Origin of the sequence: Streptomyces sp. HB132 (genome assembly GCF_016909575.1) — a bacterium.
GTDB lineage: Bacteria > Actinomycetota > Actinomycetes > Streptomycetales > Streptomycetaceae > Streptomyces.
In genome coordinates this window covers 24976-51636 of record NZ_JAFBGA010000022.1, presented here as the reverse complement: position 1 = coordinate 51636, position 26661 = coordinate 24976, and the positions used below count along the sequence as shown (strand labels likewise).

19 protein-coding genes and 1 other RNA gene are annotated in these 26661 nt (G+C 71.4%); 17 read left to right on the top strand and 3 right to left on the bottom strand.

Going from position 1 to position 26661, the window contains the following annotated elements; all coding sequences use genetic code 11:
• Window positions 1-32: 32 nt before the first annotated feature.
• On the bottom strand, window positions 33-3341 hold the full coding sequence (locus JOC24_RS30835; protein WP_205023731.1) for an FHA domain-containing protein: 3309 nt from the start codon (window positions 3339-3341) through the stop codon (window positions 33-35).
• A 418-nt stretch (window positions 3342-3759) separates the two neighbouring features.
• Between JOC24_RS30835 and JOC24_RS30830 the strand changes: the two genes are divergently transcribed.
• The 4 genes from JOC24_RS30830 to JOC24_RS30815 all read left to right on the top strand — a co-directional run bounded on the left by JOC24_RS30830 (window position 3760) and on the right by JOC24_RS30815 (window position 9150).
• Window positions 3760-5400 (top strand): serine/threonine-protein kinase, encoded by a 1641-nt coding sequence (locus tag JOC24_RS30830; RefSeq protein ID WP_205023730.1) that lies wholly within the window; start codon window positions 3760-3762, stop codon window positions 5398-5400.
• Between the two features lie 146 nt (window positions 5401-5546).
• Window positions 5547-6785: a serine/threonine-protein kinase gene (locus JOC24_RS30825; RefSeq protein WP_205023729.1), complete on the top strand. Its 1239-nt coding sequence runs from the start codon at window positions 5547-5549 to the stop codon at window positions 6783-6785.
• A gap of 69 nt (window positions 6786-6854) precedes the next feature.
• Complete coding sequence (gene prfB, locus JOC24_RS30820) at window positions 6855-7961, top strand: peptide chain release factor 2 (RefSeq protein ID WP_205023728.1); 1107 nt, start codon at window positions 6855-6857, stop codon at window positions 7959-7961.
• A 373-nt stretch (window positions 7962-8334) separates the two neighbouring features.
• Window positions 8335-9150 (top strand): LPXTG cell wall anchor domain-containing protein, encoded by an 816-nt coding sequence (locus JOC24_RS30815; protein ID WP_205023727.1) that lies wholly within the window; start codon window positions 8335-8337, stop codon window positions 9148-9150.
• 132 nt (window positions 9151-9282) lie between these two features.
• Here JOC24_RS30815 and JOC24_RS30810 read toward each other — a convergent pair whose 3' ends face one another.
• On the bottom strand, window positions 9283-9474 hold the full coding sequence (locus JOC24_RS30810) for a hypothetical protein (RefSeq protein WP_205023726.1): 192 nt from the start codon (window positions 9472-9474) through the stop codon (window positions 9283-9285).
• Between the two features lie 259 nt (window positions 9475-9733).
• On the opposite strand from JOC24_RS30810, the gene ftsE reads away from it, so the two are divergent.
• The 5 genes from ftsE (at window position 9734) to ssrA (ending at window position 13671) form a co-directional block, all read left to right on the top strand.
• Window positions 9734-10423: a cell division ATP-binding protein FtsE gene (gene ftsE, locus JOC24_RS30805; protein WP_031100680.1), complete on the top strand. Its 690-nt coding sequence runs from the start codon at window positions 9734-9736 to the stop codon at window positions 10421-10423.
• Window positions 10424-10477: 54 nt separating this feature from the next.
• The gene (gene ftsX, locus JOC24_RS30800; RefSeq protein ID WP_205023725.1) at window positions 10478-11398 is read left to right on the top strand and encodes a permease-like cell division protein FtsX; all 921 of its coding nucleotides are present in this window, start codon (window positions 10478-10480) and stop codon (window positions 11396-11398) included.
• Between the two features lie 68 nt (window positions 11399-11466).
• On the top strand, window positions 11467-12654 hold the full coding sequence (locus JOC24_RS30795) for a S41 family peptidase (protein WP_205023724.1): 1188 nt from the start codon (window positions 11467-11469) through the stop codon (window positions 12652-12654).
• 18 nt (window positions 12655-12672) lie between these two features.
• A complete protein-coding gene (gene smpB / locus JOC24_RS30790) occupies window positions 12673-13161 on the top strand; it encodes an SsrA-binding protein SmpB (RefSeq protein ID WP_205023723.1) in 489 nt (162 codons plus the stop codon).
• 122 nt (window positions 13162-13283) lie between these two features.
• Window positions 13284-13671, top strand: a transfer-messenger RNA (tmRNA) gene (ssrA, locus tag JOC24_RS30785).
• A gap of 77 nt (window positions 13672-13748) precedes the next feature.
• Here the strand turns inward: ssrA and JOC24_RS30780 are convergent.
• Window positions 13749-14987, bottom strand: a complete 1239-nt coding sequence (locus JOC24_RS30780; RefSeq protein WP_205023722.1) for an MFS transporter — start codon at window positions 14985-14987, stop codon at window positions 13749-13751.
• A gap of 83 nt (window positions 14988-15070) precedes the next feature.
• Here JOC24_RS30780 and JOC24_RS30775 point away from each other — a divergent pair, with 83 nt between their 5' ends.
• The 8 genes from JOC24_RS30775 (at window position 15071) to JOC24_RS30740 (ending at window position 26411) form a co-directional block, all read left to right on the top strand.
• Window positions 15071-16042 (top strand): LysR family transcriptional regulator, encoded by a 972-nt coding sequence (locus JOC24_RS30775; protein WP_205023721.1) that lies wholly within the window; start codon window positions 15071-15073, stop codon window positions 16040-16042.
• A 305-nt stretch (window positions 16043-16347) separates the two neighbouring features.
• Entirely contained in the window at window positions 16348-16863 is a 516-nt protein-coding gene (locus tag JOC24_RS30770; protein WP_307792787.1) for a hypothetical protein, read from the top strand.
• Window positions 16864-19062: a glycosyltransferase gene (locus JOC24_RS30765; RefSeq protein WP_205023719.1), complete on the top strand. Its 2199-nt coding sequence runs from the start codon at window positions 16864-16866 to the stop codon at window positions 19060-19062.
• Window positions 19059-20405 carry an acyltransferase family protein gene (locus JOC24_RS30760; RefSeq protein ID WP_205023718.1) on the top strand — a complete coding sequence of 449 codons (1347 nt, stop codon included), beginning with the start codon at window positions 19059-19061 and terminating at the stop codon, window positions 20403-20405. The genes JOC24_RS30765 and JOC24_RS30760 overlap by 4 nt, the downstream gene beginning before the upstream one ends.
• A gap of 260 nt (window positions 20406-20665) precedes the next feature.
• Window positions 20666-21997 carry a nitrate/nitrite transporter gene (locus tag JOC24_RS30755; RefSeq protein WP_205023717.1) on the top strand — a complete coding sequence of 444 codons (1332 nt, stop codon included), beginning with the start codon at window positions 20666-20668 and terminating at the stop codon, window positions 21995-21997.
• Window positions 21998-22127: 130 nt separating this feature from the next.
• Window positions 22128-23273, top strand: a complete 1146-nt coding sequence (locus JOC24_RS30750) for a uroporphyrinogen-III synthase (RefSeq protein WP_205023716.1) — start codon at window positions 22128-22130, stop codon at window positions 23271-23273.
• A gap of 21 nt (window positions 23274-23294) precedes the next feature.
• On the top strand, window positions 23295-23858 hold the full coding sequence (locus JOC24_RS30745; protein WP_205023715.1) for a GNAT family N-acetyltransferase: 564 nt from the start codon (window positions 23295-23297) through the stop codon (window positions 23856-23858).
• 183 nt (window positions 23859-24041) lie between these two features.
• Complete coding sequence (locus JOC24_RS30740; protein ID WP_205023714.1) at window positions 24042-26411, top strand: HelD family protein; 2370 nt, start codon at window positions 24042-24044, stop codon at window positions 26409-26411.
• The last annotated feature ends 250 nt before the right edge of the window (window positions 26412-26661 follow it).

Sequence of the window (26661 nt, the reverse complement as noted above, 5' to 3'; positions counted from 1 at the left end):
TTCGCCCGTACCGGGGCGAGGGGCGGAGAGGGCTACGGAATCAGCGGAGGCAGCGGCTCCGCGTTCACCGAACGGGCCGCCCTCTCCAGGGCGCTGGCCAGCAGGGCCAGGTCCGTGGGTCCGTTGCCCAGTTCGCGGACCGGCCGGCGGGTCGGCGGATCCCCCATCCGCTCCCAGTCCAGCGGCACCACGGTGGGCCGCTGGGTCGCTGTGCGCGGGATACGGCCGGTGACCCTGCCGCCCTGGAAGGGGGTCACCCGCCCGTCCGGATGGCCCAGCCGCCCCCGGCCCGGCGCCGCTTCGTCGGGTGACGGCGGGACGACGGGCGGGTCGAGCACGATGCGCAGCCGCGCGCCACGGGCCAGCTCCGTGTCCTCGGTGCGGTCCGGGCGGGCGGACGTGGCGACCAGGTGGACGCCGAGACGCCCGCCGTCCCTGGCCACGGCCTCCAGCACCCGGACCACGGACCCGGCGGAGGGGCGGCCGGGGCTGCCGAGCGCCGGGGCGACCAGGGCGTCGAAGTCGTCGGCCAGGACGACCAGCCGGGGCAGGGGGGAGGGGCCGGGCTCCACCGGACGGGCCGAGGTGGTCCGCAGCCGCAGGGTGCCGCCGGCGGGCGGTTCGAGGTCACCGCGCTGTTCGGCGGCGTCGGTGGTGCGACGGCCGGTGAGCCCCTGTGATTCCTCGTACCGGGCGTGCCACTCGGAGAAGTCCAGCGTGCCGAGCAGCTCCGCCCTGCGCTTCAGCTCCCCGGCCAGGGCCTGGGCGAACTCCCGCATGCGTACGGGGTCCGAGGCCACCAGGTGGGTGAAGACGTGCGGCAGTTCGGTGCAGGGGCGCAGCCCCTCGCCACGCTCCCCGTGCTCGCCGCCCGCCCCGTCGATGAGGAGGATGCCGAGCCTGTCGGGGCGTGCTGCCGAGGCCAGTGAGGCGGCGACGGCGCGCAGCAGTTCCGTACGGCCGCTGCCCGCGGGGCCCTCGACCAGCAGATGCGGTCCCTCGTCGGCCAGATCGACGGAGAGGGGGCCGCGGGGGCCGGCGCCGAGCACGATCACGGGGCGTCCCGGGTAGCAGGAGGACGCCCCTGTGCTCCCCGGCTCCGTGGCCCCGCTGTCACGTCGCTGGGCGCCGATCCGGGGGGAGCCGCCGCTGCCGGCCGCGTGGGAGTAGGCGGAGCGGCCCGAGCCCGAGCTGGTGGGCCCACTGCTCCGGAAGGGGGTGTGTCCGGCATCGGGGGACTCGCGCTGCGCGAGCACCCGGGGCTGTCCGGTGCTCAGGGTGCGGCCGGAGCCCGTCGTGTCCAGGTCCGCCGCTCCGGGGCGGGCCGTGCGCACCGTGGCGCCCGGCTGGTCCTCGGCGGTGGAGGCCCAGCGCGCCATCAGGGAGGCCGGGGTGGCCCTGGCGAGACCCAGTTCGTCCAGCAGGCGGGCGGACGGGGGCAGCGCGGCCGCCATGGGCCGGCCGGGCAGAGCGGCCGTCCCCTCGTCGCGCAGCGGGGCGAGGGCGCGGCCGAACCGCTCGGCCCAGGCCGCCGACACGGCGTCCACCGCGGCGACGGTGCCGTGGCCCGCCGCCTGGCCACCCGCGGTGCGCAGCAGCCGCAGCGCGGTCGCCACGTCGCCGCTCAGCATGGCGACCGCACCGCACTCGCGGAAGGCGATCGAGGCCCGGCACGCGGTGTCGTAGGTCGCGGCGACGGGGGACGTCGGGGAGGCGGCCGGGGTCTCGGCCAGGCAGATCAGATGGATCCCGGCCGCCGCACCCGCACCGGCCAGCCCGGCCGTGGTCTCGCGCAGGGCCGCGGAGCCGGGATCTCCGTCCACGATCACCACGGTGTACGGCCCCGTGTGGCGGGCGGCCGCCTCTGCGACGGAGGACCGGTCGGCGCTGGCCCAGCCCGGCCCCAGCGGCCCCTCCTCCATACGACGCACCAGTTCCGCCGCGCGGGCGCCAGCCTGGTCACGGTCGTAGGCGAGGAGCAGTCGGCAGTCCTGGCCGTGCATGGGGCGCAGATGGGGCAGCCAGCCGAGCCACGACCACTCGCGCCGACGCTCCTCCGGGCTCCGGGCCCGGTCCGTGCTGATCAGCACGATCTCGAGGTCGAACGGGGAGTGCAGCGCGGCGAGCTGTGCCACTGCCGAACGGGCGAGCCCGGACAGCCTGGCCCGCGGACCCGCGAGCCCGAGCGATCCGGCCTCCCGCAGTCCCACGGTGACCGGCACGGCGGGCAGGTCGGCCCGCTCCGTCGTCCCCAGCCGTACGACCAGGCTCTCGGGGTGGGTGGCGTCGCGCTCCCACAGGCGGGGGCCGGGACCGAGCGCGGTGAGGAGCACGGTCGCGGGGTCCGGCCAGGTGCCGGCCGGGGCGGAGGAGGCATGGAGGGTGGAAGAGGGGGCGTGCGGGGCGGCCGCCGAATCCGGCCCGTGCGCCGGTGAGCCGCCTGTCGGCGCCCCGTGTGTCTGTTCACCCCTGCTGCCCGTGAGGCGCCGGGCCCAGGCGCCTATGCCACCGCGTCGGGGGGCCTCCTCGTGGGGGAGCGGGGCACGGGAGGGAGCCACCTGCCCGAGCGGTTCGCCGGGGTGCGTGTCGTGGCCCGAGGGGCCGTCGTCGTACACCGCGTGGGTGCCCCGTCCTGCGGGTGTGGGCACGGCCTCGGGTTCGGCGGCCGGCCCGGTGGCGCTGCCCGCCGCCTCCGCGCGGGTCACCCGCAGATGTCCCTCGCCGTCCGGCGTCGTCGTCAGCGCGGGCGTCCGGTCGCCGGGCGTGAGCCGCAGTGTGGACTCGCCGAGCCGCAGCAGGGCGCCCGGGGCCAGCCGGACCGGGCGGTCGTGGACGTCCGTGCCGTCGAGCGAGGTGCCGTTGGTGGAGCCCAGGTCGGCGACGGAGACACGGCCGTCCTCGGAGACCGTCACCGCGCAGTGCAGCCGTGACACGTCCGGGTCGTCGAGCGGCACGTCCGCCTCGGCCGAGCGGCCGATGCGGATCTGGCCGCCGTGCAGCAGATGGACCCCGCCGGCATCCGGTCCCGCGATCACGTGGAGCCGTGCCGGGACGGCGTCGTCGGTGGCCTCGTCGTCGCCGGGTACCTGGAGCGAGAGCACCGTGCCGTCCACCAGGGGAGGCTCTCCGAGGGAGCAGCGCTGCGGGTCGAGCCGCTCACGCCCGGCGTACAGCACGGTGGCGCCGCCGCCCAGGGAGCCCTCCGGGCCCGACACCGCGGCGGCCAGGCCGGAGGCCACGGCCGCCAGGGCCGTCCCCGCGGGGGCGGTCACGAGCACGTCGCAGGCGCGCGCCGGGGTCTGGCCGCTGCGCGGCGCGAGGACGGTCAGGCGGATCTGCATCGCCGTCAGCGGTCCCTTCTGCGCGGGGTGCCCGGCAGGGGAGACGCCCTGTGATTCCCCCCACCCGGCACGGACGCGTCGTCCGGTACAGGTCGTCACGGAGTGTGAGGCTCGCGACCTCACGGTTCCGTGCTGGAGGCATCCTCGCACCTGCCACCGACAACACGCCCGGGGGTGACCGCTTAGTGATCTTGAATGGCCGAGTGTGGGTGCAAAAGAGCCTGCTTGGTCCTGCCGGAGGTGTGCTGCACACTCGTTCGGCAACCAACTCTTCCGTGTGTGCGTCTTCCCGCTGACACAGAGGGAACGACCGGAGGACGACCGGCCTGTGCCCCGTGCGGCGGCATTAGAGTGGGCCGGAACATCCGGGCGGGCCCGGGGGACCGCGAAGCACAACGATCAGCAGGGAGCGCATGACGTGCGGCCGGTAGGCAGCAAGTACCTGCTCGAGGAGCCGCTCGGACGCGGCGCCACGGGCACCGTCTGGCGAGCCCGCCAGCGGGAGACCGCGGGCGCCGAGGCGGCAGTCGCCGGGCAGCCCGGCGAGACCGTCGCGATCAAGGTGCTCAAGGAGGAGCTCGCCAACGACGCGGATGTCGTGATGCGGTTCCTGCGTGAGCGCTCCGTGCTGTTGCGGCTCACCCACGCGAACATCGTGCGCACCCGCGACCTCGTCGTCGAGGGCGATCTCCTCGCCCTGGTGATGGACCTGGTCGACGGTCCCGACCTGCACCGCTACCTCCGCGAGAACGGACCGCTCACCCCGGTCGCGGCCGCGCTGCTCACCGCGCAGATCGCGGACGCGCTGGCCGCCAGCCATGCCGACGGTGTCGTGCACCGCGACCTGAAGCCCGCCAACGTGCTGCTCGACGAGCGCGACGGCGAGATGCACCCGATGCTCACCGACTTCGGCATCGCGCGCCTCGCGGACTCCCCGGGCCTGACCCGGACCCATGAGTTCGTCGGCACGCCCGCCTATGTGGCGCCCGAGTCCGCCGAAGGCCGCCCGCAGACCTCCGCCGTGGACGTCTACGGCGCGGGCATCCTGCTGTACGAGCTGGTCACCGGCCGTCCGCCGTTCGCCGGGGGCACCGCTCTCGAGGTCCTGCACCGGCACCTCAGCGAGGAGCCCCGGCGCCCCAGCACCGTCCCCGAGCCGCTGTGGACGGTCATGGAGCGCTGCCTGCGCAAGGACCCGGACCAGCGGCCCAGCGCCGTGAACCTGGCCCGTGCGCTGCGTACCGTCGGTGCGGGCATCGGTGTGCACGCGAACTCGGCGCAGATCGCGGCCGCCGAGGGGGTGGGCGCCCTGCTCGCGCCCGACCCGGCGCCCGCCGCCGTCCCGGAAACCCCGGGCGCGGCCGACCCGACGCAGGTGCTGCCGAGCAACGCGGGATCGTACGACCCCTCGGCCGCGACCAGCGTGATGCAGCAGACGCCGGGAGGGGGTGGCCAGGCCGACCCGACCGCGATGATGCCGCCCGTACCGCCGCGCCCCGACGGGGCCCCGCAGCCCGACGAACCACACCCCTGGCAGTCCCAGCTCAGGGCGGCCCGGGACCGCAACGAGCAGACGCAGGTCCAGTACCTCGACCCGAGCCAGGACCCGCTGCGCCGTCGGCCCCAGCGCCAGCAGCCGCCGCAGCAGCAGCCCCAGCGCGCCCAGCAGTACCAGCCGCAGCAGCAGCCCCAGCGCTACGAACCGCAGCAGCAGCCCCAGAGGCAGCCCCAGAGGCAGCCGCAGAGGCAGCAGCCGCAGCAGCGGCAGCAGTACGCGCCCCCGCAGCAGCCGGCGCCCCAGCCGCCGGCCCCGCGCCAGCCGAGGCAGCGCAGCGCCAACCCGATGCGCATCCCCGGTCTGGGCTGCCTCAAGGGCTGTCTCTTCTCGGTGGTGCTGCTGGTCGTCGCCGCCTGGCTCATCTGGGAACTGACCCCGCTCCAGGACTGGATCGCCCAGGGCCAGAGCTTCTGGGACGCCATAGGGGACGGCATCGGTAACGTGACCGACTGGTTCAAGGACCTCGGCGAAAGCGACCCGGGCGCCTCTACCGGTCAGTAGAAGCCCCCACTCTGTTTCTTTGTCGACTTCTGCGGGCTCAATTCGCCCGCAGAAGTCGAGGTTGGCGCCATCCCGGGCACGCAACGCCCCGTTCGACGCGTAACTTTGTCGACCGGGGGTCAACGCCAGCCGCTGAGGGAGCAGTCTTGGCACGGAATATCGGCAGCCGGTACACCGCCCACCAGATCCTGGGGCGCGGCAGCGCCGGCACGGTGTGGCTCGGTGAGGGGCCCGAGGGCCCGGTCGCCATCAAGCTGCTCCGCGAGGACCTCGCGTCCGACCAGGAGCTCGTGGGCCGCTTCGTACAGGAACGCACCGCGCTGCTCGGGCTCAGTCATCCGCACGTCGTCGCCGTCCGCGACCTCGTGGTGGACGGCACCGACCTGGCGCTGGTGATGGACCTCGTGCGGGGCACCGATCTGCGCACCCGTCTGGACCGGGAGCGCAGGCTCGCGCCCGAGGCCGCCGCGGCGGTCGTCGCCGACGTCGCCGACGGGCTCGCCGCCGCGCACCGCGCCGGAGTGGTCCACCGCGACGTCAAGCCGGAGAACATCCTGCTCGACGTGGAGGGCCCGCTCGGCCCCGGCGGTTCGCACCCCGCGCTGCTCACCGACTTCGGCGTCGCCAAGCTGATCGACACCCCGCGCCGCACCAAGGCCACCAAGATCATCGGCACGCCCGACTACCTGGCCCCCGAGATCGTCGAAGGTCTCCCGCCGCGCGCGGCCGTGGACATCTACGCCCTCGCGACGGTGCTCTACGAGCTCCTCGCCGGCTTCACCCCCTTCGGCGGGGGCCATCCCGGTGCCGTCCTGCGCCGCCACGTGACCGAGACGGTCGTCCCGCTCCCGGGCATCCCCGAGGAGCTCTGGCAGCTCCTGGTCCAGTGCCTGGCCAAGGCCCCGGCCTCCCGGCTGCGCGCCTCCGAGCTGGCGGCCCGGCTGCGGGAGCTGCTCCCGCTCCTGGCGGGGATACCCCCGCTCGACGTCGACGAGCCGGACGGCGAGGCCGAACCGCAGGCGTACGACGAGCAGCAGTACACCCCGGCCCCCGAGGAGCCCCGCCGCCGTGGCGCGGTCCCGCTGGTGCCCGGGTCCTCCCCGGACTCCAACCGCGACACCCATACGAGCATGCGCGTGCCCGCCCCCGACGAGCTCTCTGGAGGCCCCCTCGGCACGGCCCGTGCCCCGCGCGCCCCCGGACGGCCTCGTCCCGGTTCGGCACGGAACAAGTCGGCGGCGATCCGCAAGCGCCGGATCACCCTGGGTGTGGCGGCGATCGCCCTGTGTGCGGCGATAGGAGTGGGCGGCTGGTTCGCGACGAGCGGTGACGACCCCGGCACCGCTCCCGAGGACACCCGGAACTCGGCGCCGACGGCCCCCTGAGAGGCGTCCCGGAAGGGCCGTGATCCGGGGGATGGGCTGGTTCACCCGTCCAGCCGTTACGCTGGACCCGTGGCAGTCGTCGATATTTCCGAAGAGCTGAAGTCCCTCTCCTCCACCATGGGGTCGATCGAGGCCGTCCTGGACCTGGATTCGCTGAGGGCCGATATCGCCGTGCTCGAGGAGCAGGCGGCGGCGCCGTCCCTCTGGGACGACCCGGAGGCGGCGCAGAAGATCACCAGCAAGCTTTCGCACCTCCAGGCCGAGGTCCGCAAGACCGAAGCCCTGCGCGGCCGCATCGACGACCTCGAGGTCCTCTTCGAGCTCGCCGAGGACGAGGGTGACGCAGACGCCCGCGCCGAGGCGGAGACCGAGCTGGAGTCCGTCCGCAAGGCCCTGGACGAGATGGAGGTCCGCACGCTCCTCTCCGGTGAGTACGACGCGCGCGAGGCCCTGGTCACCATCCGCGCCGAGGCCGGTGGCGTTGACGCCGCCGACTTCGCCGAGAAGCTCCAGCGCATGTACCTCCGCTGGGCGGAGCGGCACAACTACAAGACCGAGGTCTACGAGACGGCGTACGCCGAGGAGGCCGGCATCAAGTCGACCACCTTCGCGGTGGAGGTGCCGTACGCCTACGGAACGCTCTCCGTCGAGCAGGGCACGCACCGGCTCGTCCGCATCTCGCCGTTCGACAACCAGGGCCGCCGCCAGACGTCCTTCGCGGGCGTCGAGGTGCTGCCCGTGGTCGAGCAGACGGACCACGTCGAGATCGACGAGTCCGAGCTGCGCGTCGACGTGTACCGCTCCTCGGGACCCGGCGGCCAGGGGGTCAACACCACGGACTCCGCGGTGCGGCTGACCCACCTGCCCACCGGCATCGTCGTCTCCTGTCAGAACGAGCGCTCGCAGATCCAGAACAAGGCGTCCGCGATGAACGTCCTCCAGGCGAAGCTCCTCGAGCGCCGCCGCCAGGAGGAGCAGGCGAAGATGAACGCGCTCAAGGGCGACGGCGGCAACTCCTGGGGCAACCAGATGCGTTCCTACGTCCTCCACCCGTACCAGATGGTCAAGGACCTGCGTACGGAGTTCGAGATGGGCAACCCGGAAGCAGTCTTCGGCGGCGAGATCGACGGTTTCATCGAAGCCGGTATCCGCTGGCGCAAGCAGAGCGAGAAGTAGCCTCGGCCTCATGGCTGTCGGGCCCGGACAGGTTCTCCTGTCCGGGCCCGCTCACGTTTCAGGCCCCGGGTCTTCACCCTGCCGGGGGTGCAGGGCAGTTGAGGTGAAGATGTGGTGGGTGAGTCACAGTCGTGATTCCGAATAGCCGTCAAGAGCCCTCATAGCAGCCCTAATCCCCCCGGAACCGCCTTGACGTAATCCTTAACTCTGGACAGGGTGCTAGAGCAGCACGCGTATGTCTGGGACAGGTGTGAACGGGGACGGGCGGGATGACCACGGTACGGCGTGGCCCTGCAGAGCATGTGACCCCGCAGGGCCGTGGACCACATATGGCTGCTCCATCGACGAGATCAGCTACTGGGGGTAGCAACAGATGACGAAGAAGACGCGAATCCGCGTCGCGCGTATAGCCGCTGGTGCGGTTATCGCAGCGGGTGCCTCGCTCACCGCAGCAGGCGCCGCGCAGGCCGTTGGCCTCGGTCTCAACATCGGCGTGGACGAGGCCGAGGTCAGCGCCCAGGCCTCGGTCGACGGCGACGACGGCGACAGCGGTGCCGGTGGTGTGGACGGCGGGGGCGACAGCGGTGCCGGCGGCGTCGACGGCGGTGCCGATGGCGGTACTGACGGCGGTACTGACGGTGGCGTCATCGGTGGCGTGATCGGTGGCGTAATCGGCGGGGCCGATGGTGGCACCGATGGTGGCGCTGACGGCGGTACCGATGGTGGCGCTGACGGCGGTACTGACGGTGGCACCGATGGCGGTACTGACGGTGGTACTGACGGTGGCACCGATGGCGGTACTGACGGTGGTACTGACGGTGGCACCGATGGCGGTACTGACGGTGGCACCGATGGCGGTACTGACGGTGGCACTGACGGCGGCACTGACGGTGGCACCGATGGTGGCACTGACGGCGGTACCGACGGCGGATCCACCGGCGGCAACGGCGGTACCGACGGCGGATCCACCGGGTCGCCGGACCCCGTCTACCCGGACGCCGGTGACAACACCGACACGGACAGCGTCGGCAACCAGCCGGTCGAGCAGGGCAAGGGCAAGGACGAGCTCGCCGAGACCGGTGCGGCCGAGACCACGTTCCTGCTGATCGGCGCAGCGACGATGATCGCCGGCGGCATCGGCTTCCGCATCCTGCCGCGTCTGGCCGGCGGCGGTCGCACGACCGCCTGACGCCCGTAAGCGCACGCAGAAGGGCCCGGGAGAGCCGTTACGGCCTTCCCGGGCCCTTCGGCGTTCCGAGCCGCTCCAGCGGCCGTACGCCCACGTCTCAGCCCCGCCGGGCGGCGGGATGCCGCCTTCGGCTCAGATGGCCTGGTGCGCCAGCAGTGCGAGTGCGGCCACGAGGATCACCATCAGCGCTATCAGCATCGCCGGATTGAGCCCCGCGAACGGCCCCTGCTCCTGCATCCGCTCCCGGCTCGCCCGGCAGACACGGCAACGGCCCTCGCTCACGGGCGCCGCGCAGTTCGCGCACACCAGTCGGTCATAGGTCATGCGCAGTCCTCCTCCCGCGCGGCGGGAGCCGCCTTCACGTTCTCTCCGCACAACGCTCAGGGAAACGCAACCGTTCCCCCTACCACTGTGCCAGCTCACGCCCGTTTCGGCGCGGCCCGCAGGACGAGGTCCGGCCCGCCCCGTTTCGTTCCATACCGCTTTCCGTCACAAATCCCTCATTGCTGGACGCCGACTGCACGCGCTCACCCGCTTCGCGTATGGTCACGCTCACCTACCCCCGGCCGACCGTGGTGCATCCGTGATCCGATTCGACAACGTCTCCAAGACCTACCCGAAGCAGAGCCGCCCAGCTCTCCGGGACGTCTCACTCGACATCGAGAAGGGCGAGTTCGTCTTCCTCGTGGGCTCCTCCGGCTCCGGCAAGTCCACCTTCATGCGGCTCATCCTCCGGGAGGAGCGCGCCAGTCAGGGCATGGTCCACGTGCTCGGCAAGGACCTCGCGCGGCTGTCCAACTGGAAGGTGCCGCAGATGCGCCGCCAGCTGGGCACCGTCTTCCAGGACTTCCGGCTCCTCCCCAACAAGACCGTCGCCGAGAACGTGGCCTTCGCGCAGGAGGTCATCGGTAAGCCGCGCGGCGAGATCCGCAAGGCCGTGCCGCAGGTTCTGGACCTCGTGGGTCTGGGGGGCAAGGAGGACCGGATGCCCGGCCAGCTCTCCGGTGGTGAGCAGCAACGTGTCGCGATCGCGCGGGCGTTCGTCAACCGCCCCATGCTGCTGATCGCGGACGAGCCGACCGGCAACCTCGACCCGCAGACCTCCGTGGGCATCATGAAGCTGCTGGACCGGATCAACCGGACCGGCACCACCGTGATCATGGCGACCCACGACCAGAACATCGTCGACCAGATGCGCAAGCGCGTCATCGAGCTCGAGCAGGGCCGTCTAGTCCGTGACCAGGCGCGTGGCGTCTACGGCTACCAGCACTGAGAGGGGCCGTCCCCTCTGAGCCCCCGCACGAGCATCGAGTACTGAAAGGACGCCATGCGCGCCCAGTTCGTCCTGTCGGAGATCGGCGTCGGTCTTCGTCGTAACCTCACGATGACCTTCGCGGTCGTGGTCTCCGTCGCCCTCTCGCTCGCCCTGTTCGGCGGTGCGCTGTTGATGCGCGAGCAGGTCAGCTCGATGAAGACCTACTGGTACGACAAGGTCAACGTCTCGATCTTCCTCTGCAACAAGAACGACGCCAAGGACGTACCCAAGTGCGCCAAGGGTGCCGTCACGGCGGAGCAGAAGAAGGAGATCAAGGCCGACCTCGAGAAGATGGACGCCGTCGAGAAGCCGGTCCTCTTCGAGACGGTCGACCAGGCCTACAAGCACTACCAGGAGCAGTTCGGCGACTCGCCGATGGCCGGCAACATCACGCCGGACCAGATGCAGGAGTCGTTCCGGGTCAAGCTGAAGGACCCGCAGAAGTACAAGGTGGTCGCGACGGCCTTCGCGGGCCGGGACGGGGTGCAGTCCGTCCAGGACCAACGGAGCATCCTGGACAACCTCTTCGGGCTCATGAACGGCATGAACGTGGCCGCGATCTTCCTGATGGGGCTGATGCTGGTCATTGCGCTGATGCTCATCGTCAACACCGTCCGCGTCTCGGCGTTCAGCCGGAGACGTGAGACGGGCATCATGCGGCTGGTGGGGGCCTCGGGCTTCTACATCCAGATGCCGTTCATCATGGAGGCCGCGTTCGCGGGACTCATCGGCGGACTGCTCGCCTGCGTGATCCTGATCGCCGCGCGGTACTTCCTGATCGACGGCGGTCTCGCGCTCCAGGAGAAGCTGAACCTGATCGACTTCATCGGCTGGGACGCGGTGCTCACGAAGCTTCCGCTGGTCGTCGCGATCGGGCTGCTGATGCCCGCCGTTGCCGCTCTCTTCGCGTTGCGCAAGTACCTCAAGGTGTGACGAGCGCCCCGTCCCGCAAGCGGCCAAGGAGCCGTGTGCGGACGGGGCGTTGTCCTACACTCGGCCACATGCTGGGCCATACGTACCATTTGAAACCCCGGGGCATCTGCCGCGGGGCGGCCCTGACGTTGGTGTTCGCGAGCGTGCTGGCCACCGCCGCGGCCACCGGGTCCCTGCCCCGGGAGGACGACGGGGGTACGGAGATAAAGACGCGTTCGGTGTCCTCCACGGTGGGTCCGGTGGACCGTGAGGAGATCGAGGACGCGGTCGCCGACGCGGAGGCGGACGGGAAGTCCGGCACCGACGCCGCCGAGGAGGTCGTCAGCCGCAGCGGGGACCGCTGGGGTGCGGTGTACGACGAGCGGGAGTACGAGGAGTTCGAGCAGGCCCTCGACGGTTCGTACACCGGGGTGGGGATCTCCGCCCGTCGCTCGGCCCGCGGCGAGGTGACCGTGACCGGGGTCCAGGAAGGTGGACCGGCTGCCGGGGCGGGCGTGCGCAAGGGCGACCTGCTGCGCACCGTGGACGGCCGTCCGGTCGAGAGGCGTCCCGTCGCCGACGTGGTCGCGCTGCTGCGCGGGGACCGGACGAAGGCGCCCGAGGGCTCCTCCGTCGTCCTCGGGCTGAGCCGCGGCGCCCACTCGTGGACCACGACCCTGCGCAGGGCCCGGCTCAGCACCGACCCGGTGAGCGTCCGGCGGCTCGGGCGGGACCCCTCCTCCGCCGTGCTGATCAGGGTCGCCGCGTTCACCAAGGGCGCCGGCGCCGCGGTCCGCGACGCCGTCGACGAGGTGCCCGCTGACGCCGGGATCCTGCTGGACCTCCGGTCCAACGCGGGCGGTCTGGTCACCGAGGCCGTCACCGCGTCCTCCGCCTTCCTGGACGGCGGGCTCGTCGCCACCTACGACGTGCACGGTGACCAGCGCGCCCTCTACGCCGACCCCGGGGGCGACACCGACCGGCCCGTGGTCGTCATGGTGGACGGCGGCACGATGAGCGCCGCCGAGCTGCTGACCGGCGCCCTGCAGGACCGGGGGAGGGCCGTGACCGTCGGGTCACGCACCTTCGGCAAGGGATCCGTGCAGATGCCCAGCAAGCTCCCGGGCGGCTCGGTGGCCGAGCTGACCGTCGGGCAGTACCGCACTCCGGCGGGCCGGAGCGTCGAGGGAAGCGGCATCACGCCGGACGTCGGGGCGGGCCCGGAGGCCCAGCAGCGGGCCGAAACGGTATTGAGTGGCCTCGGGGGTGGGTCGTAGTGCGAAAATGACCGCACTATGGCCAAGGAAAAAGACACCGGGCGCAAGATGATTGCGCAGAACAAGAAGGCGCGGCACGACTACCACGTCCTCGACACCTACGAGTGCGGTCTCGTACTCATGGGTACGGAGGTCAAGTCGCTGCGGATGGGCAGGGCGTCGCTGGTCGACGGCTTCGTCCAGATCGACAACGGAGAGGCGTGGCTGCACAACATCCACGTCCCGGAGTACGTGCAGGGCACCTGGACCAACCACTCGGCCAAGCGCAAGCGCAAGCTGCTCCTGCACCGGGCCGAGATCGACAAGCTCCAGGCCAAGTCGCAGGAGACGGGCCACACGATCGTGCCGCTCGCGCTGTACTTCAAGGACAGCCGCGTCAAGGTCGAGATCGCGCTCGCGAAGGGCAAGAAGGAGTACGACAAGCGTCAGACGCTGCGCGAGAAGCAGGACACGCGGGAGACGAACCGTGCGATCTCGGCGGCCCGCCGCCGCCAGCGCAGCGCGTAGCCGCCACCCGGCCCGGGGCCCGCGCCCCGGAGCCACCGGAATACGGTGGCATCCGCGTGCGTTGGTCACGTACGATGGGCCTTGCACCTCACAGCGGGTGCGAGCATTTGAAAAAACAACATGGGGATGATCGGTTTCGACAGCGGATGTCGAAGCAGGGGAAGCGAGTCGAGGAAGCGGCAATGATCTCGTAAACCATATGTCGCAAACAATAATCGCCAATTCCAAGCGCGATTCCTCCGCCTTCGCCCTCGCTGCCTAATTAGCAGCTAAGCGAAGACTCTGCGGAGTGTCAGCCCGGGGGTGATCCCGACCCGGATCCTGGCATCAACTAGGGATCTAAACTTCTAAGCCCGGTCACGGGGCCTGGAAGGAAATCAAACAGTGACTGGGCCTGTCGGAGGCTTGTTCGCGTGACCTCCGGGGCCAAGAAAAGCGCAGCGAACTGCACTCGGAGAAGCCCTGGTTCCGCACCGTTGGACGCGGGTTCGATTCCCGCCATCTCCACAATTCCCATGTGAACGAGGACCCCGTTGCCCCTGGCAGCGGGGTCCTCGTTTTTTGCGTGTGCCCCCTCCGGAGTCCGTTCAGCTTCGGCGGGTTCCCGCGGCCGCGACGGCCAGGGCGAGGGCCGCCGCGCACATCGGCACCGCGTAGCCGGTCACCGTGCCGGCGTGCTCCACCATCCAGCCGCCCCCTGCCGAACCCGCGGCTATGCCGCCCAGCAGGGCCGTGACGGCGAGCGTCATGCCCTCGTTGAGCTGCGCCTGCGGGGTGAGCCGCTGGACCAGGGTCATGCCGGTGACCATGGTGGGCGCGGTGGCCGCCCCCGCCAGGAGCAGGCAGCCCGCCAGGACGAACAGCGAATCGGTCGTGGCCGCCGCGATCAGGGGGAGGGACATCAGTGTGGTCATCCCCGTCAGGCACAGCAGCAGCCTGCGCCCGGGACGTGCGGCGGGGCGCAACGATCCGTAAAGCAGACCGGCCACGCAGGAGCCGCCCGCCTGGAGTGCGAGGATCGCGCCTCCGGCGTGGGCGATGGAGACGACCTCCATCGCTCCGAAGACCGCCCCCGTCGCGAGGAAGACGGTGAGCAGGGCGATCATGCCCGGGGCGCGCAGGGGGGATGCGGCTCGTGTGCCGGGGGTCACCGGTGGTTCGGTCGCACGTTGCGCGGCGAAGATCAGCACGCCGGTCATGAGCAGGATCGCACCGGTGAGGGTGCCCGCCTCGGGGAAGAGTGCTCCGCACAGGGAAGCGGCGAGAACGGGGCCGAGCATGAAGCACAGTTCGTCGGCGGCCTGTTCGAAGGAGTTCGCGGTGTGCAGGGCCGCCGGGTCGCCCCTGTGCAGATGGGCCCAGCGTGCCCGGGACATGCCGCCGGTGTTGGGGGTGGTGGCCGTCGCGGCGTAGGCGGCGAAGAGGGTCCAGACCGGAGCGTCGTAGTGCACGCAGAGCACCAGGGCCAGCGAGCCGAGCACCGCGACCGCGGTGGCGGGCACCGCGATCCTCGCCTGGCCGTACCGGTCGACGAGACGCGCGGTCCAGGGGGCGACCAGGGCGGTCGCCGCCAGTCCGGTCGCGGTGACGGCTCCCGCGAGGGCATGCGAGCCGTGCGCCCCGGCGATCATGATGACGGCGCTGACGCTGAACATCCCCATCGGCAGCCTGGCGAGGAGATTGCCCGCGGTGAACGCGCGTGCGCCGGGGGTGGCGAGCAGTCGGAGGTAAGGGTTGGACGGAGCGGTGACGGGCCGGACGGGTGTGACCGGGGCCGGTGCGGGAGGGGTGGCGGCTGGGGTCGGAGCGGTGGTTTCGTGAGGCACCGGTCCAGCTTCGAATCGCGGCAGCCGTGGCGTCCAACACCTGATCCGGTCCCATTGACGCACTTTCGTTGTAAATTGGTCCGGTGGCCGCATCCGACATCGATCCCCGGCTCCTCCGCGCCTTCGTCGCCGTGGCCGAGGAACTGCACTTCACCCGGGCCGCCGCCCGGCTCTACCTCGCCCAGCAGGCGCTGAGCCGGGACATCCGCCGGCTGGAGCGCGAGCTGGGCCGGGAGCTCTTCGTCCGCACCACCCGGCAGGTCTCGCTCACCCAGGACGGGGAACGTCTCCTGCCGTACGCCCGACGGGTGCTCGGGGCGCACGCCGCGCTCTCCGCCGCCTTCGTGGACCCGGCGGAGCGACCGTTGCTGGTCGACCTGAACACGGACGGGATGACTGCGGCCAGGGTGCTCGCCCGGGCGCGTGAACTCGCGCCCGGGTGCGAGCTGATGGCCCGCTTCGAGAGTGGGCTGACCTGGGCGGCGGGGGAGGTGCTCGCGGGACGGCTCGACGTCTCCTTCGGGCGGGCCGCCGGGCTCGATCCCGCGGTGCTCGCCCAGCTCTCCGTACAGCCGGTGCGTTACGAGCCGATGGCCGTCCTCCTGCCTGGAGGTCACCCTCTGGCCGGGCGTGCGGAGGTCGCCATGAGTGATCTCGCCGGTGAATCCGTCTACGCCGGGGCGGGCAATATGCGCACGCTGGAGTGGACGGATCTCGCGTCCGCGCTCTTCGCGGAGTGGGGCGTCGTCCTCGCTCCGCCGGCTCCGCTGGCCGTCGGTGTGGCCGAATTCCAGCGGATCATGGCGAAGACGGGGAACCCGGTGCTGGCCGTCGCCGGTTTCCCGCCGCTGCCCGGGACGGTGTTGCGCCCGCTCGTGCGGCCGGTGCCCCTGTCGCCGCTGCTGATGGTGTGGCGCAAAGGGATCGGTCATCCCGGCCTTGCCGCACTGCGTGCCGCGGCGGCCGAACTCGCCCGGGCGGAAGGGTGGATGGCGAGACCACCCGCATCATGGCTGCCCGAAGCCGATCTGTCACTGATGAGTAACCGCTCATGAGCAACCGGTGACATTTCCCTTCGTGCGTGGCCGTCGTGCGCTACATTCAGGGCTTCGGGTGCGCGGTGACAGGTGACACGCGGACGGGGTGGGGGCCCAGTTCGTTGGCACGTTTTCGGTCATTTCTCGCGCGCCTGGTTCATTGAGTGGGGGAAGTGCGAACACCTGTGGAAAATTGGCGCGAAGGTACCCGAACCGGGCACACGCATGAGTCGAACGACGTGACCGTCCAACTGGACGGACTGGGGCGTCAGCTCTCCGAATTACCTGTCGAACCGAGCCCTCCTGATCCTTCGGACGGCCCTGTGTTCGTCGACGAGAGCGGCCGCCGCAGCAAGACGTACCGGCGTGCGGGCTGGGTGCTCGCCACGATCTGCGCCGTGTACGCGGTGACGCTCGTGGTCGCCGTGCTCGGCGGCAACTCCAGTGCACCCTGGCTGCCGCTCTCCCGTCAGGACGACGAGAAACACGCTGAAGAGGTCGAGGTGCGGCCGGCCCCGAGTGGCGACGTCGTGTCCCGGAGCCCTGGAGCCACACCCGGCGTCTCCGCCTCGCCGTCCGGCGCCGCCACGGCCTCCCCGTCGAAGGGCGCCTCCGCGGCCGGCCGGGCCGAGCCGAGCGCGAGCGCCTCGGCCTCCAGGCCGAGCAGGCCCCCGAAGGGCGAGCCCTCCCCGGCCCCCGCCCCGGCCGGCTCCGCGTCACGACAGCCGAGCCGTGAGCCGTCCGCGTCGGTGGACCCCGTCCCGCCCGTCGAGGAGAGTCCGCCGGCGTCCCCGGAGCCCTCGGAATCACCGGTGCAACCACAAGAAGGCGTTCAGTAGATGACGACCCCCGTTTCGCGGGGCAGGCACAACCGGAAGAAGAAGCGGACCGTCCGGCGCAGGCTTCCCATGCGCTATCTGCTGCCCTCGGTCCTTCTGATGGTCCTGCTCGCCATGCTCATGCTGCGCGGATACGTGCACAGCGAGATCCTCGCCGACCACCGGGTCCAGGCCCCCGCCGCCACCACACAGGTGCCGGACGGGGTGCTCGAAGGCGGTCCGGTCATCGACGCCCGCAAGGGGGGCGAGGGCGCCGAGACGCTCCGCTTACCCGATCGCAAGATCGTCCTGACCTTCGACGACGGCCCCGACCCGGTCTGGACCCCGCGCGTCCTGGACGAGCTCAGGAAGCATCACGCGCACGGCGTCTTCTTCGTCACCGGCACCATGGCCTCGCGCTACCCGGACCTCGTGAAGCGAATGGTCGACGAGGGGCACGAGGTCGGGCTGCACACCTTCAACCACCCCGACCTCTCCTTCCAGTCCACCGCCCGCATCGACTGGGAGCTCTCCCAGAACCAGCTGGTACTGGCGGGCGCGGCCGGCATCCGTACGTCCCTCTTCCGGCCCCCGTACTCCTCGTTCTCCGACGCCATGGACGACAACTCCTGGCCGGTCACGCGGTACGTCGGCAGCCGCGGCTACCTCACCGTGGTGAACAACACCGACAGCGAGGACTGGAAGCGCCCCGGTGTCGACGCGATCATCGAGCGCGCGACGCCGAAGCACGGCAGGGGTGCCGTCGTCCTGATGCACGACTCCGGAGGCGACCGGTCCCAGACCGTGGCCGCCCTGGGGAAGTTCCTGCCGCAGATGCAGGGGCGGGGCTACGAATTCACCGACCTGACCTCGGCGCTCGGTGCCCCCAGCGCACACACCCCGGTCACCGGCTTCGCGCTCTGGAAGGGCAGGGCGTTCGTCGGGGCGGTGGAGATCTCCGAGCACGTCACCGGAGTCCTGGTGGTCGGCCTCGCGGTCATCGGCGTCCTGGTGATGGCCCGCTTCGGACTGATGCTGCTGCTCTCCTTCCTGCACGCCAGGAAGGTGCGACGCGAGGACTTCAGCTGGGGCCGGGAGTTCACCCGACCGGTGTCGGTCCTCGTGCCCGCGTACAACGAGCGCGAGTGCATCGAGGCGACCGTGCGGTCGTTGGTGGCCAGCGACTACCCGATCGAGGTCGTCGTCATCGACGACGGCTCGACGGACGGCACGGCCGACCTCGTCGAAGCGATGTGGATCCCCAACGTCCGGGTCGTCCGCCAGCGCAACGCGGGCAAGCCCGCGGCCCTCAACAACGGCATCAGGAAAGCCCGTTACGACATCGTCGTGATGATGGACGGCGACACGGTCTTCGAACCGTCCACCGTGCGCGAACTCGTGCAGCCGTTCGCCGACCCCCGGGTCGGAGCGGTCGCGGGCAACGCCAAGGTCGGCAACCGCGACTCGCTGATCGGCGCCTGGCAGCACATCGAGTACGTGATGGGCTTCAACCTCGACCGCAGGATGTACGACCTCCTGGGCTGCATGCCCACCATCCCCGGTGCGGTCGGCGCCTTCCGCCGGGAGGCGCTGGACCGGGTCGGGGGCATGAGCGAGGACACCCTCGCCGAGGACACCGACATCACCATGGCGCTGCACCGCGACGGCTGGCGCGTCGTCTACGCCGAGAACGCCCGGGCCTGGACCGAGGCGCCGGAGTCGGTGCAGCAGCTGTGGTCGCAGCGCTACCGGTGGTCGTACGGCACGATGCAGGCCATCTGGAAGCACCGCCGCGCCGTCGTCGAGCGCGGACCGTCGGGCCGCTTCGGACGTGTGGGACTGCCGTTCGTCTCGCTGTTCATGGTCGTCGCCCCTCTGCTGGCGCCCCTCATCGACGTCTTCCTGCTGTACGGACTGGTCTTCGGCCCGACGGGGAAGACGGTCGCGGCCTGGTTCGGGGTGCTGCTGGTGCAGGCCGTCTGCGCCGCGTACGCCTTCCGGCTCGACCGCGAGCGCATGACCCATCTGATCTCCCTGCCGCTCCAGCAGATCCTCTACCGGCAGCTGATGTACGTCGTGCTGCTCCAGTCCTGGATCACCGCTCTCACCGGTGGCCGGCTGCGCTGGCAGAAGCTGCGGCGCACGGGCGTGGTGGAAGCGCCCGGCGGGACACCGAACCGTCGCAAGGACACGGACAGGGACCGGAGGCCGGTCGCATGACCCACCCCGACCGGCCACAACGGGACGGCGCCGGACGCGACGACCACGCGTGGCCGTACCCCGAGGCCTCCTGGGCACCGCCGCAGCAGGGCGACGCCCTTCCGGCACACGCGCGCGCCGCGCCCACCGTTCCCGCTCCGTACGCGCCCGTGCCGACGCGGTACCCGGGGCGGGCAACCGCAGCCCCGGCCCTCGACGCGGAGACCCCGGCGCCCCGCGCCGGGCCGGCACGCGACCGCTATCTCGACCTGCTCAGGGCCGTGGCCCTGGTCCGTGTCGTCCTCTTCCACCTCTTCGGCTGGGCCTGGCTGACGATCCTCTTCCCGTCCATGGGCGTGATGTTCGCCCTGGCCGGTTCGCTGATCGCCCGCTCACTGGCCCGGCCGGCGGGAAGCGTCATCCGCGGCCGGCTGCGCAGGCTGCTCCCCCCGATGTGGGCGTTCTCGCTCGTCGTGGTGCCGGTGATGTTCGCGCTGAGCTGGAAGCCCGTCCGGGAGGAGGGGCTGTGGTGGTTCATCGAACTCGGCAACTACGTGTTCCCCCTCGGCTCGCCCCCGTATCCCGAGGAGAGCGGCTTCGACGGCGGATGGCTGGAGCTGAGCTGGGCGGACCAGGCTGCGGGACCGCTCTGGTACATCCGCGCCTACCTCTGGTTCGTGCTCGCCTCGCCCCTGCTGCTCAAGGCGTTCCGCAGGCTGCCGTGGGTCACGCTGCTCGCCCCGATCGGACTCACGGCCGTGATCGGCACGGGCCTGGTGACCGTGCCCGGAACGTTCGGCGAGGGCCTCGTCGACTTCGCGGTCTTCGCCTCCTGCTGGATCCTGGGCTTCGCCCACAACGACGGGCTGCTGAAGGAGGTCCCGCGCTACCTCGTGGTGTCGTCCGCCGCGATCGTCATGGGCTTCGGCCTCTGGTGGGCGTCCGGGCACCTCACGGAGGAGGGCTGGAACCTGGACGAGATCCCGCTCGCCCAGGCCACCTGGTCCCTCGGCTTCTGCGCGATCCTGCTGGTCCACGCCCCGTCCTGGCAGAAGCTGCCCGGCAGGCTCGCCGGGTGGGACCGCCTGGTCACGCTGGCCAACAACAGAGCCGTGACGATCTACCTGTGGCACAACCCGCTGTTCATCGCGGCCGCGCATCTCGTGGACCAGCTCTGGTCCGTACCGTGGTTCGGTGACACGTTCGGTACGTACATGGAGCGGTCGTACGAGGTGCTGGTCCTGATCGCGATCTGGCCGCTGATCGGGCTCGCGATCCTGGCGTTCGGCTGGGTCGAGGACATCGCCGCCAAGCGCCGGCCACGCCTGTGGCCGAACGGGGCGGACCGGACGCGCCGGGCCTGACCGGCCGACGGGGGGTGCGGCCGGCCGGTTCACCGCGCCCGGGGCCGCCCGCCGCACCCGCCCGCTGCCCGGCCTGCCCCACCCGCTCGCTGCCCGGCTCACCCGCTCGCTGCCCGGCTCACCCGCTCGCTGCCCGGCTCACCGCACCCCCGGCGGCCGAGTGAGAGCAAGGTTGCGCACCGGTCACCTCACGGCACCGCGCCGAAACGCGGACTGCCTAGGGTCATCAGCACAACACCCCGACCCTGTGGAGGCGCGTGATGGCCGGTCGTTGGATCGAGCAATGGGAGCCGGAGGACGAGACCTTCTGGCGGGAGACGGGAGAGAAGGTCGCCCGCAGGAACCTGTGGTTCTCCGTGCTCTCGGAGCACATCGGGTTCTCGATCTGGTCCCTGTGGTCCGTCATGGTCCTGTTCATGGGACCGGAGTACGGCGTCGACCCGGCCGGGAAGTTCTTCCTGATCTCCACGGCCACCCTCGTCGGCGCCGTCGTCCGGGTGCCGTACACCTTCGCGGTCGCGCTGTTCGGCGGGCGCAACTGGACGATCTTCAGTGCCCTGTCACTGCTGGTGCCGACCCTCGCCGCCTTCTGGGTGATGGAGCCCGGCACCTCGTACGCCACGTTCCTCGTCGTCGCCGCGCTCACCGGCATCGGAGGCGGCAACTTCGCCTCGTCGATGACGAACATCAACGCCTTCTTCCCACTGCGCAAGAAGGGCTGGGCGCTCGGGCTCAACGCCGGCGGCGGCAACATCGGCGTCCCGGTCGTCCAGCTCGTCGGCCTGCTGGTCATCGGCCTGGCGGGCGCGGCGCACCCGCGGATCGTCCTCGGCGCGTACATCCCGCTGATCATCGTCGCCGCACTCGCCGCCGCGCTCAGGATGGACAACCTCCGGCCCGTCCAGAACGACACGGGGGCGGCGCTCCAGGCCGTTCGTCAGCCGCACACCTGGATCATGTCGGTGCTCTACATCGGTACCTTCGGCTCGTTCATCGGCTACAGCTTCGCCTTCGGGCTCGTCCTGCAGACCCAGTTCGGCCGGACCCCGCTGCAGGCCGCCTCGCTCACCTTCATCGGACCGCTGCTGGGCTCCCTGATCCGGCCGGCGGGCGGCTGGCTCGCCGACCGGTTCGGTGGCGCCCGGATCACCCTGTGGAACTTCGCGGCCATGGCCGTCGCGACCGGTGTCGTCGTATACGCCTCGGGCATCGAGTCGCTGACGGTGTTCCTCGTCGGCTTCATCGCGCTGTTCATGCTGACGGGGCTCGGCAACGGCTCCACGTTCAAGATGATCCCGGGCATCTTCCACGCGCAGGGCATCGCCAAGGGGCTGCGCGGCGAGGAGGCCGCGGCATACGGCCGGCGGCTCTCCGGCGCGGCCATGGGACTCATCGGGGCGGTCGGGGCCCTGGGCGGTCTCGCGATCAACCTCGCGTTCCGCCAGTCCTTCGCGAGCTCGGGCACCGGGACGGCCGCCTTCTGGTGCTTCCTCGGCTTCTACGCCGTCTGCTTCGGCCTCACGTGGGCGGTATACCTTCGGCGCACCGAAGCGGTGGCCGCGAAGCCCCAGCTCAGCTATGCCGAGGTGTGAGGATGACCTCAGCGCGTCGCAGGACGTAACGGGCGGGAAATACGAAGGGACCGAGACTGTCACGCAGGGTTGACAGTCTCGGTCCTCCGCATCATCGAGCAACAGCGGGACGAGAGCCGGGTATCACGCCATGCACGACGACGACGCACAGCACGGGCCCCTGGCGGGCTTCACGGTCGGGGTGACCGCAGCCCGTCGCGCCGAGGAGCTCGGGACGCTCCTCACGCGCAGGGGCGCCGCGGTCCTGCACGCGCCCGCACTGCGGATCGTGCCGCTCGCGGACGACAGCGAACTCCTGGCCGCGACCAGGGAACTGATCGACAACGCACCCGACGTCGTGATCGCGACCACCGCCATCGGCTTCAGGGGCTGGGTGGAGGCCGCCGACGGGTGGGGCATCGGTGACGGGCTCCTCGAACTGCTGCGCGGCATCGAGCTGCTCGCCCGTGGACCCAAGGTCAAGGGCGCCATCCGGGCGGCCGGGCTGACCGAGGCGTGGTCACCTCAGTCGGAGTCGATGGCCGAGGTCCTGGACCGGCTGCTGGACGAGGGTGTCTCGGGCCGCCGGGTCGCACTCCAGCTGCACGGCGAACCGCTGCCCGGTTTCGTCGAGTCGCTCAGGGCGGCGGGCGCCGAGGTCGTCGGCGTACCCGTCTACCGGTGGATGCCCCCGGAGGACATCACCCCGCTCGACCGGATGCTCGACGGCACCGTGGCCCGTGGCCTGGACGCCCTGACCTTCACCAGCGCTCCCGCCGCCGCCTCCTTCCTGAACCGGGCGGAGGCCCGCGGCATGCTCCCGGAGGTACTGGACGCCCTGAGCCACGACGTCCTGACGGCCTGTGTGGGCCCGGTCACCGCCCTTCCCCTGCAGGCCAAGGGCATCGACACCGTCCAGCCGGAGCGCTTCCGGCTGGGCCCGCTCGTCCAGGTGCTCTGCGCCCAACTGCCCGCCCGGGCCCGTACGCTCCCGGTCGCCGGCCACCTGGTCGAGATCCGGGGCCACGCCGTGCTGGTCGACGGCGCCCTGCGCCCCGTTCCCCCTGCCGGTATGGCCCTTCTGCACACCCTGGCCCGCAGGCCGGGCTGGGTGGTCTCCCGCGCCGACCTGCTGCGGGCACTGCCCGGCAGCGGTACCGACGAGCACGCGGTGGAGACGGCGATGGCCCGGCTGCGTACGGCACTCGGGGTGCCGCGGCTGATCCAGACGGTCGTCAAAAGGGGCTACCGGCTGGCGCTGGACCCCTCCGCGGACACCAAGTACGACGGTTCCTGACCCGGCCGTTAGCGTGCGGGGATGACCTATGACGTCCACCCCCTGACCGACGGCGTCGCGCTGAGGCCCGTGACCCTCGGCGACGCGGAGTCCTTCGCCGAGGCCCTGACCCGCAGTCGCGCGTACATGCGGCGCTGGGAACCCGTGCGCCCCGACGCCTTCTACACCGTCGCCGGCCAGGTCCAGCGGCTCACCGGGCTGCTGGCCGACCGGGACGCGGGGCGTGCGATGTCCTGGGCGCTGGCCGACGACCAGGACCGGGTCGTGGGGGCGATGACGCTGGCCTCCATCGAGCGCGGGCCCTTCCGCAACGCCCGGCTCGGTTACTGGATCGACGTCGACCGGGCGGGCCGGGGCCTGGCCACGGCCGCCGTCACCCGGGTCTGCGAGCTGGCCCGGGACGGGCTCGGACTGCACCGGATCGCAGCCGGGACGGTCCTGGACAACATCGCATCGCAGCGCGTCCTGGCCAAGTGCGGGTTCGAGCTGTACGGGACGGCGCCGCGCTATCTCCACATCAACGGTGCGTGGCAGGACCACCGGATGTTCCAGCGGATCCTGCACGACGGCCCGCCGCAGGGCTGACCGTCGGCGCTCCGGCAACCGGGCGCGGGCGGCCCGGCGCCGACCCCGCACGAGGGCCGTACCTTCGACGGCGAACGGCTGGTGGAGATCGACGCCTGATCGCAACCGGAGCGGCAGGTGCGCTCGGGGCCCCCTTTCGCGTACGGTTGACGGCTGCTTGATGCACGTCAGAAGGGGGCCTCGGTGGCCGCGCAGGATGCCGCTGTCGATTCGTTGCGGGACCGGGAGATCGGTGTCGAACAAGAACATCTGGACCGGGTCTACCGCCGTCTCGAAGAGAAGATCGACGAGGCGGAGTTTCTCATGCAGGACGCCAACAAGCGGGGCCAGGTAGGCACCCCCGGGGCACTCGCCGAACGGGATGCGCAGGTCTTCCGTGCCGGCGTCCATCTCAACCGGCTCAACAGCGAGTTCGAGGACTTCCTCTTCGGGCGGATCGACCTGCTGCGCGGCAAGGACGGCGAACGCGGCCCGGACGGCGCCTTCACCTCGGTGGAGGCCGCCGACGACGCGGTGGGGGAGGACGGCACCGCCGAGATCGCCGAGATCCTCCACATCGGCCGTATCGGAGTGCTCGACTCCGACTACGCGCCGCTGGTCATCGACTGGAGGGCGCCCGCCGCAGCGCCGTTCTACCGTTCGACGCCCAAGGATCCGGGCCGGGTCGTGCGCCGTCGGGTCATCCGCTCGAAGGGCCGCAGGGTCCTCGGGGTCGAGGACGACCTGATGCGCCCGGAGCTGGCCGCCAGGCTGAAGGGCGACGATCTGCCCGTCATCGGCGACGGCGCCCTGATGGCGGCACTGGGCCAGGCACGCAGCCACACGATGCGGGACATCGTCTCGTCGATCCAGGCCGAGCAGGACCTCGTGATCCGTGCCCCCGCCGCCTCCGTCACCGAGGTGTCCGGCGGACCCGGCACCGGCAAGACGGCCGTGGCCCTGCACCGGGCCGCGTACCTCCTCTACCAGGACCGGCGGCGCTACGCGGGCGGCATCCTCGTCGTCTCGCCGACCCCGCTCCTGGTCGCGTACACCGAAGGGGTGCTGCCCTCGCTCGGCGAGGAGGGCCAGGTCGCGATCCGCGCGGTCGGTTCGCTGTCCGACGAGGCCGCGGGGGTGGAGGGGGCGACCACGTACGACGAGCCCGCCGTCGCCCGGATCAAGGGCTCGTCCAGGATGCTCCACGTGCTGCGCAAGGTGGCCCGCGGGGCGCTGGAGCAGCCCGCGCCCAGGCCCGCCGCCCAGGAAGGGCAGCTGGAGTTCGGGGAGAGCCCCGCCGAGGCGGGCACCCCCACCCGGCTGAGGGTGGTGGCGTTCGGCGCCCGCGTGGAGCTGGAGGCGGACGAGCTCCGGCGGATCCGGCACAACGTGCTCGGTGGCACGGCACCGGTCAACCTGCTGCGCCCGCGTGCCCGCAAACTGCTCCTGGACGCCCTGTGGAACAAGTCCTCGGGCCGGGGCCGCTACACCGACCCCGAACTGGTCGCCGAGCTGCGTTCCTCGTTCGACGAGGACGTGTCCACGGAGACTCCGTTCCTCACCTTCCTGGACGCCTGGTGGCCGGAACTCACCCCCCGCCGGGTGCTGGCCGCCATGTCCGACGAGCGACGCCTGAACAGATGGGCACGCCGGATCCTCAACCAGGGCGAGGTGCGGCGTCTGGCCCGTTCGCTGAGGCGGCTGGACGAGGACGGCAAGGGCCCGCTGTCCGTCCACGACGTGGCGCTCCTGGACGAGCTGCAGACCCTGCTGGGCACCCCGGCCCGTCCGAAGCGGAGGCGGGAGGCCGATCCGCTGGACCAGCTGACGGGGCTGGAGGAGCTCATGCCGCAGCGTGAGGAGACGCAGCGCGAGCGGGCCGAGCGGCTGGCGGCGGAGCGCACCGAGTACGCCCACGTCATCGTCGACGAGGCCCAGGACCTGACGCCGATGCAGTGGCGGATGGTCGGCCGCCGTGGCCGGCACGCCACCTGGACGATCGTCGGAGACGCGGCGCAGTCGTCCTGGTCGGACCCGGACGAGGCGTCCGCCGCCCGTGACGAGGCGCTGGGCAACCGGCCGCGCCGTCACTTCACGCTCACGGTGAACTACCGCAACCCGGCGGAGATCGCCGAGCTGGCGGCCAAGGTGCTGGCGCTGGCCATGCCGGGGATGGAGTCCCCGGCGGCCGTCCGTTCGACGGGTGTCGAGCCGCGCTTCGAGACGGTGCGGGGCGGGGACCTCGCCTCGACCGTCCGTGAGGAGGCCCGCAGGCTGCTCGCGGAGGTGGACGGCACCGTCGGTGTGGTCGTCGCTATGAATCGACGCGCCGAGGCCCGTGACTGGCTGGAGGAGCTCGGCGAGCGCGTCGTGGCCCTGGGGAGCCTGGAGGCGAAGGGCCTGGAGTACGACGCCACGGTGGTGGTCTCTCCCGCGGAGATCGCCGACGAGTCCCCGGCGGGTCTGCGGGTGCTGTACGTGGCACTCACCCGTGCGACGCAGCAGCTCACCGTCGTCTCCGGCGAGCGGGACATGCCGGACGGGGCGGGTGTACCGGACCTGCTGAGGGACTGAGGGACTGAGGGGCTGAGAGGCTGAGGTACTGGGGGATCGAAGGGGCGGGGCCGACGCCCGCTCGGGAAGGGATCTCCCGTGATGTCCGGAGGCCCTTTCCGAGTCAACCCGTCGCACAGGAATCACTTTTCCGGGGTGTTTGTTAGCCTGGTGTCGGCACCGGCTCGATCCAAGCCCCCGGGCCCAACCTTCGTCGCTACGAGCGACCACTTGCCGCGAGGCGAGCATGGCGGGCCGGTGTCACCTGACC

Excerpts from the sequence above, each read along its gene's own strand:
- JOC24_RS30835 (WP_205023731.1), bottom strand. The coding sequence starts at position 3,341 with ATGCAGATCCGCCTGACCGTCCTCGCGCCGCGCAGCGGCCAGACCCCG.
- JOC24_RS30815 (WP_205023727.1), top strand. The coding sequence starts at position 8,335 with ATGACGAAGAAGACGCGAATCCGCGTCGCGCGTATAGCCGCTGGTGCG.
- JOC24_RS30810 (WP_205023726.1), bottom strand. The coding sequence starts at position 9,474 with ATGACCTATGACCGACTGGTGTGCGCGAACTGCGCGGCGCCCGTGAGC.
- ftsX (WP_205023725.1), top strand. The coding sequence starts at position 10,478 with ATGCGCGCCCAGTTCGTCCTGTCGGAGATCGGCGTCGGTCTTCGTCGT.
- JOC24_RS30795 (WP_205023724.1), top strand. The coding sequence starts at position 11,467 with ATGCTGGGCCATACGTACCATTTGAAACCCCGGGGCATCTGCCGCGGG.
- smpB (WP_205023723.1), top strand. The coding sequence starts at position 12,673 with ATGGCCAAGGAAAAAGACACCGGGCGCAAGATGATTGCGCAGAACAAG.
- JOC24_RS30765 (WP_205023719.1), top strand. The coding sequence starts at position 16,864 with ATGACGACCCCCGTTTCGCGGGGCAGGCACAACCGGAAGAAGAAGCGG.
- JOC24_RS30760 (WP_205023718.1), top strand. The coding sequence starts at position 19,059 with ATGACCCACCCCGACCGGCCACAACGGGACGGCGCCGGACGCGACGAC.
- JOC24_RS30755 (WP_205023717.1), top strand. The coding sequence starts at position 20,666 with ATGGCCGGTCGTTGGATCGAGCAATGGGAGCCGGAGGACGAGACCTTC.
- JOC24_RS30750 (WP_205023716.1), top strand. The coding sequence starts at position 22,128 with ATGCACGACGACGACGCACAGCACGGGCCCCTGGCGGGCTTCACGGTC.
- JOC24_RS30745 (WP_205023715.1), top strand. The coding sequence starts at position 23,295 with ATGACCTATGACGTCCACCCCCTGACCGACGGCGTCGCGCTGAGGCCC.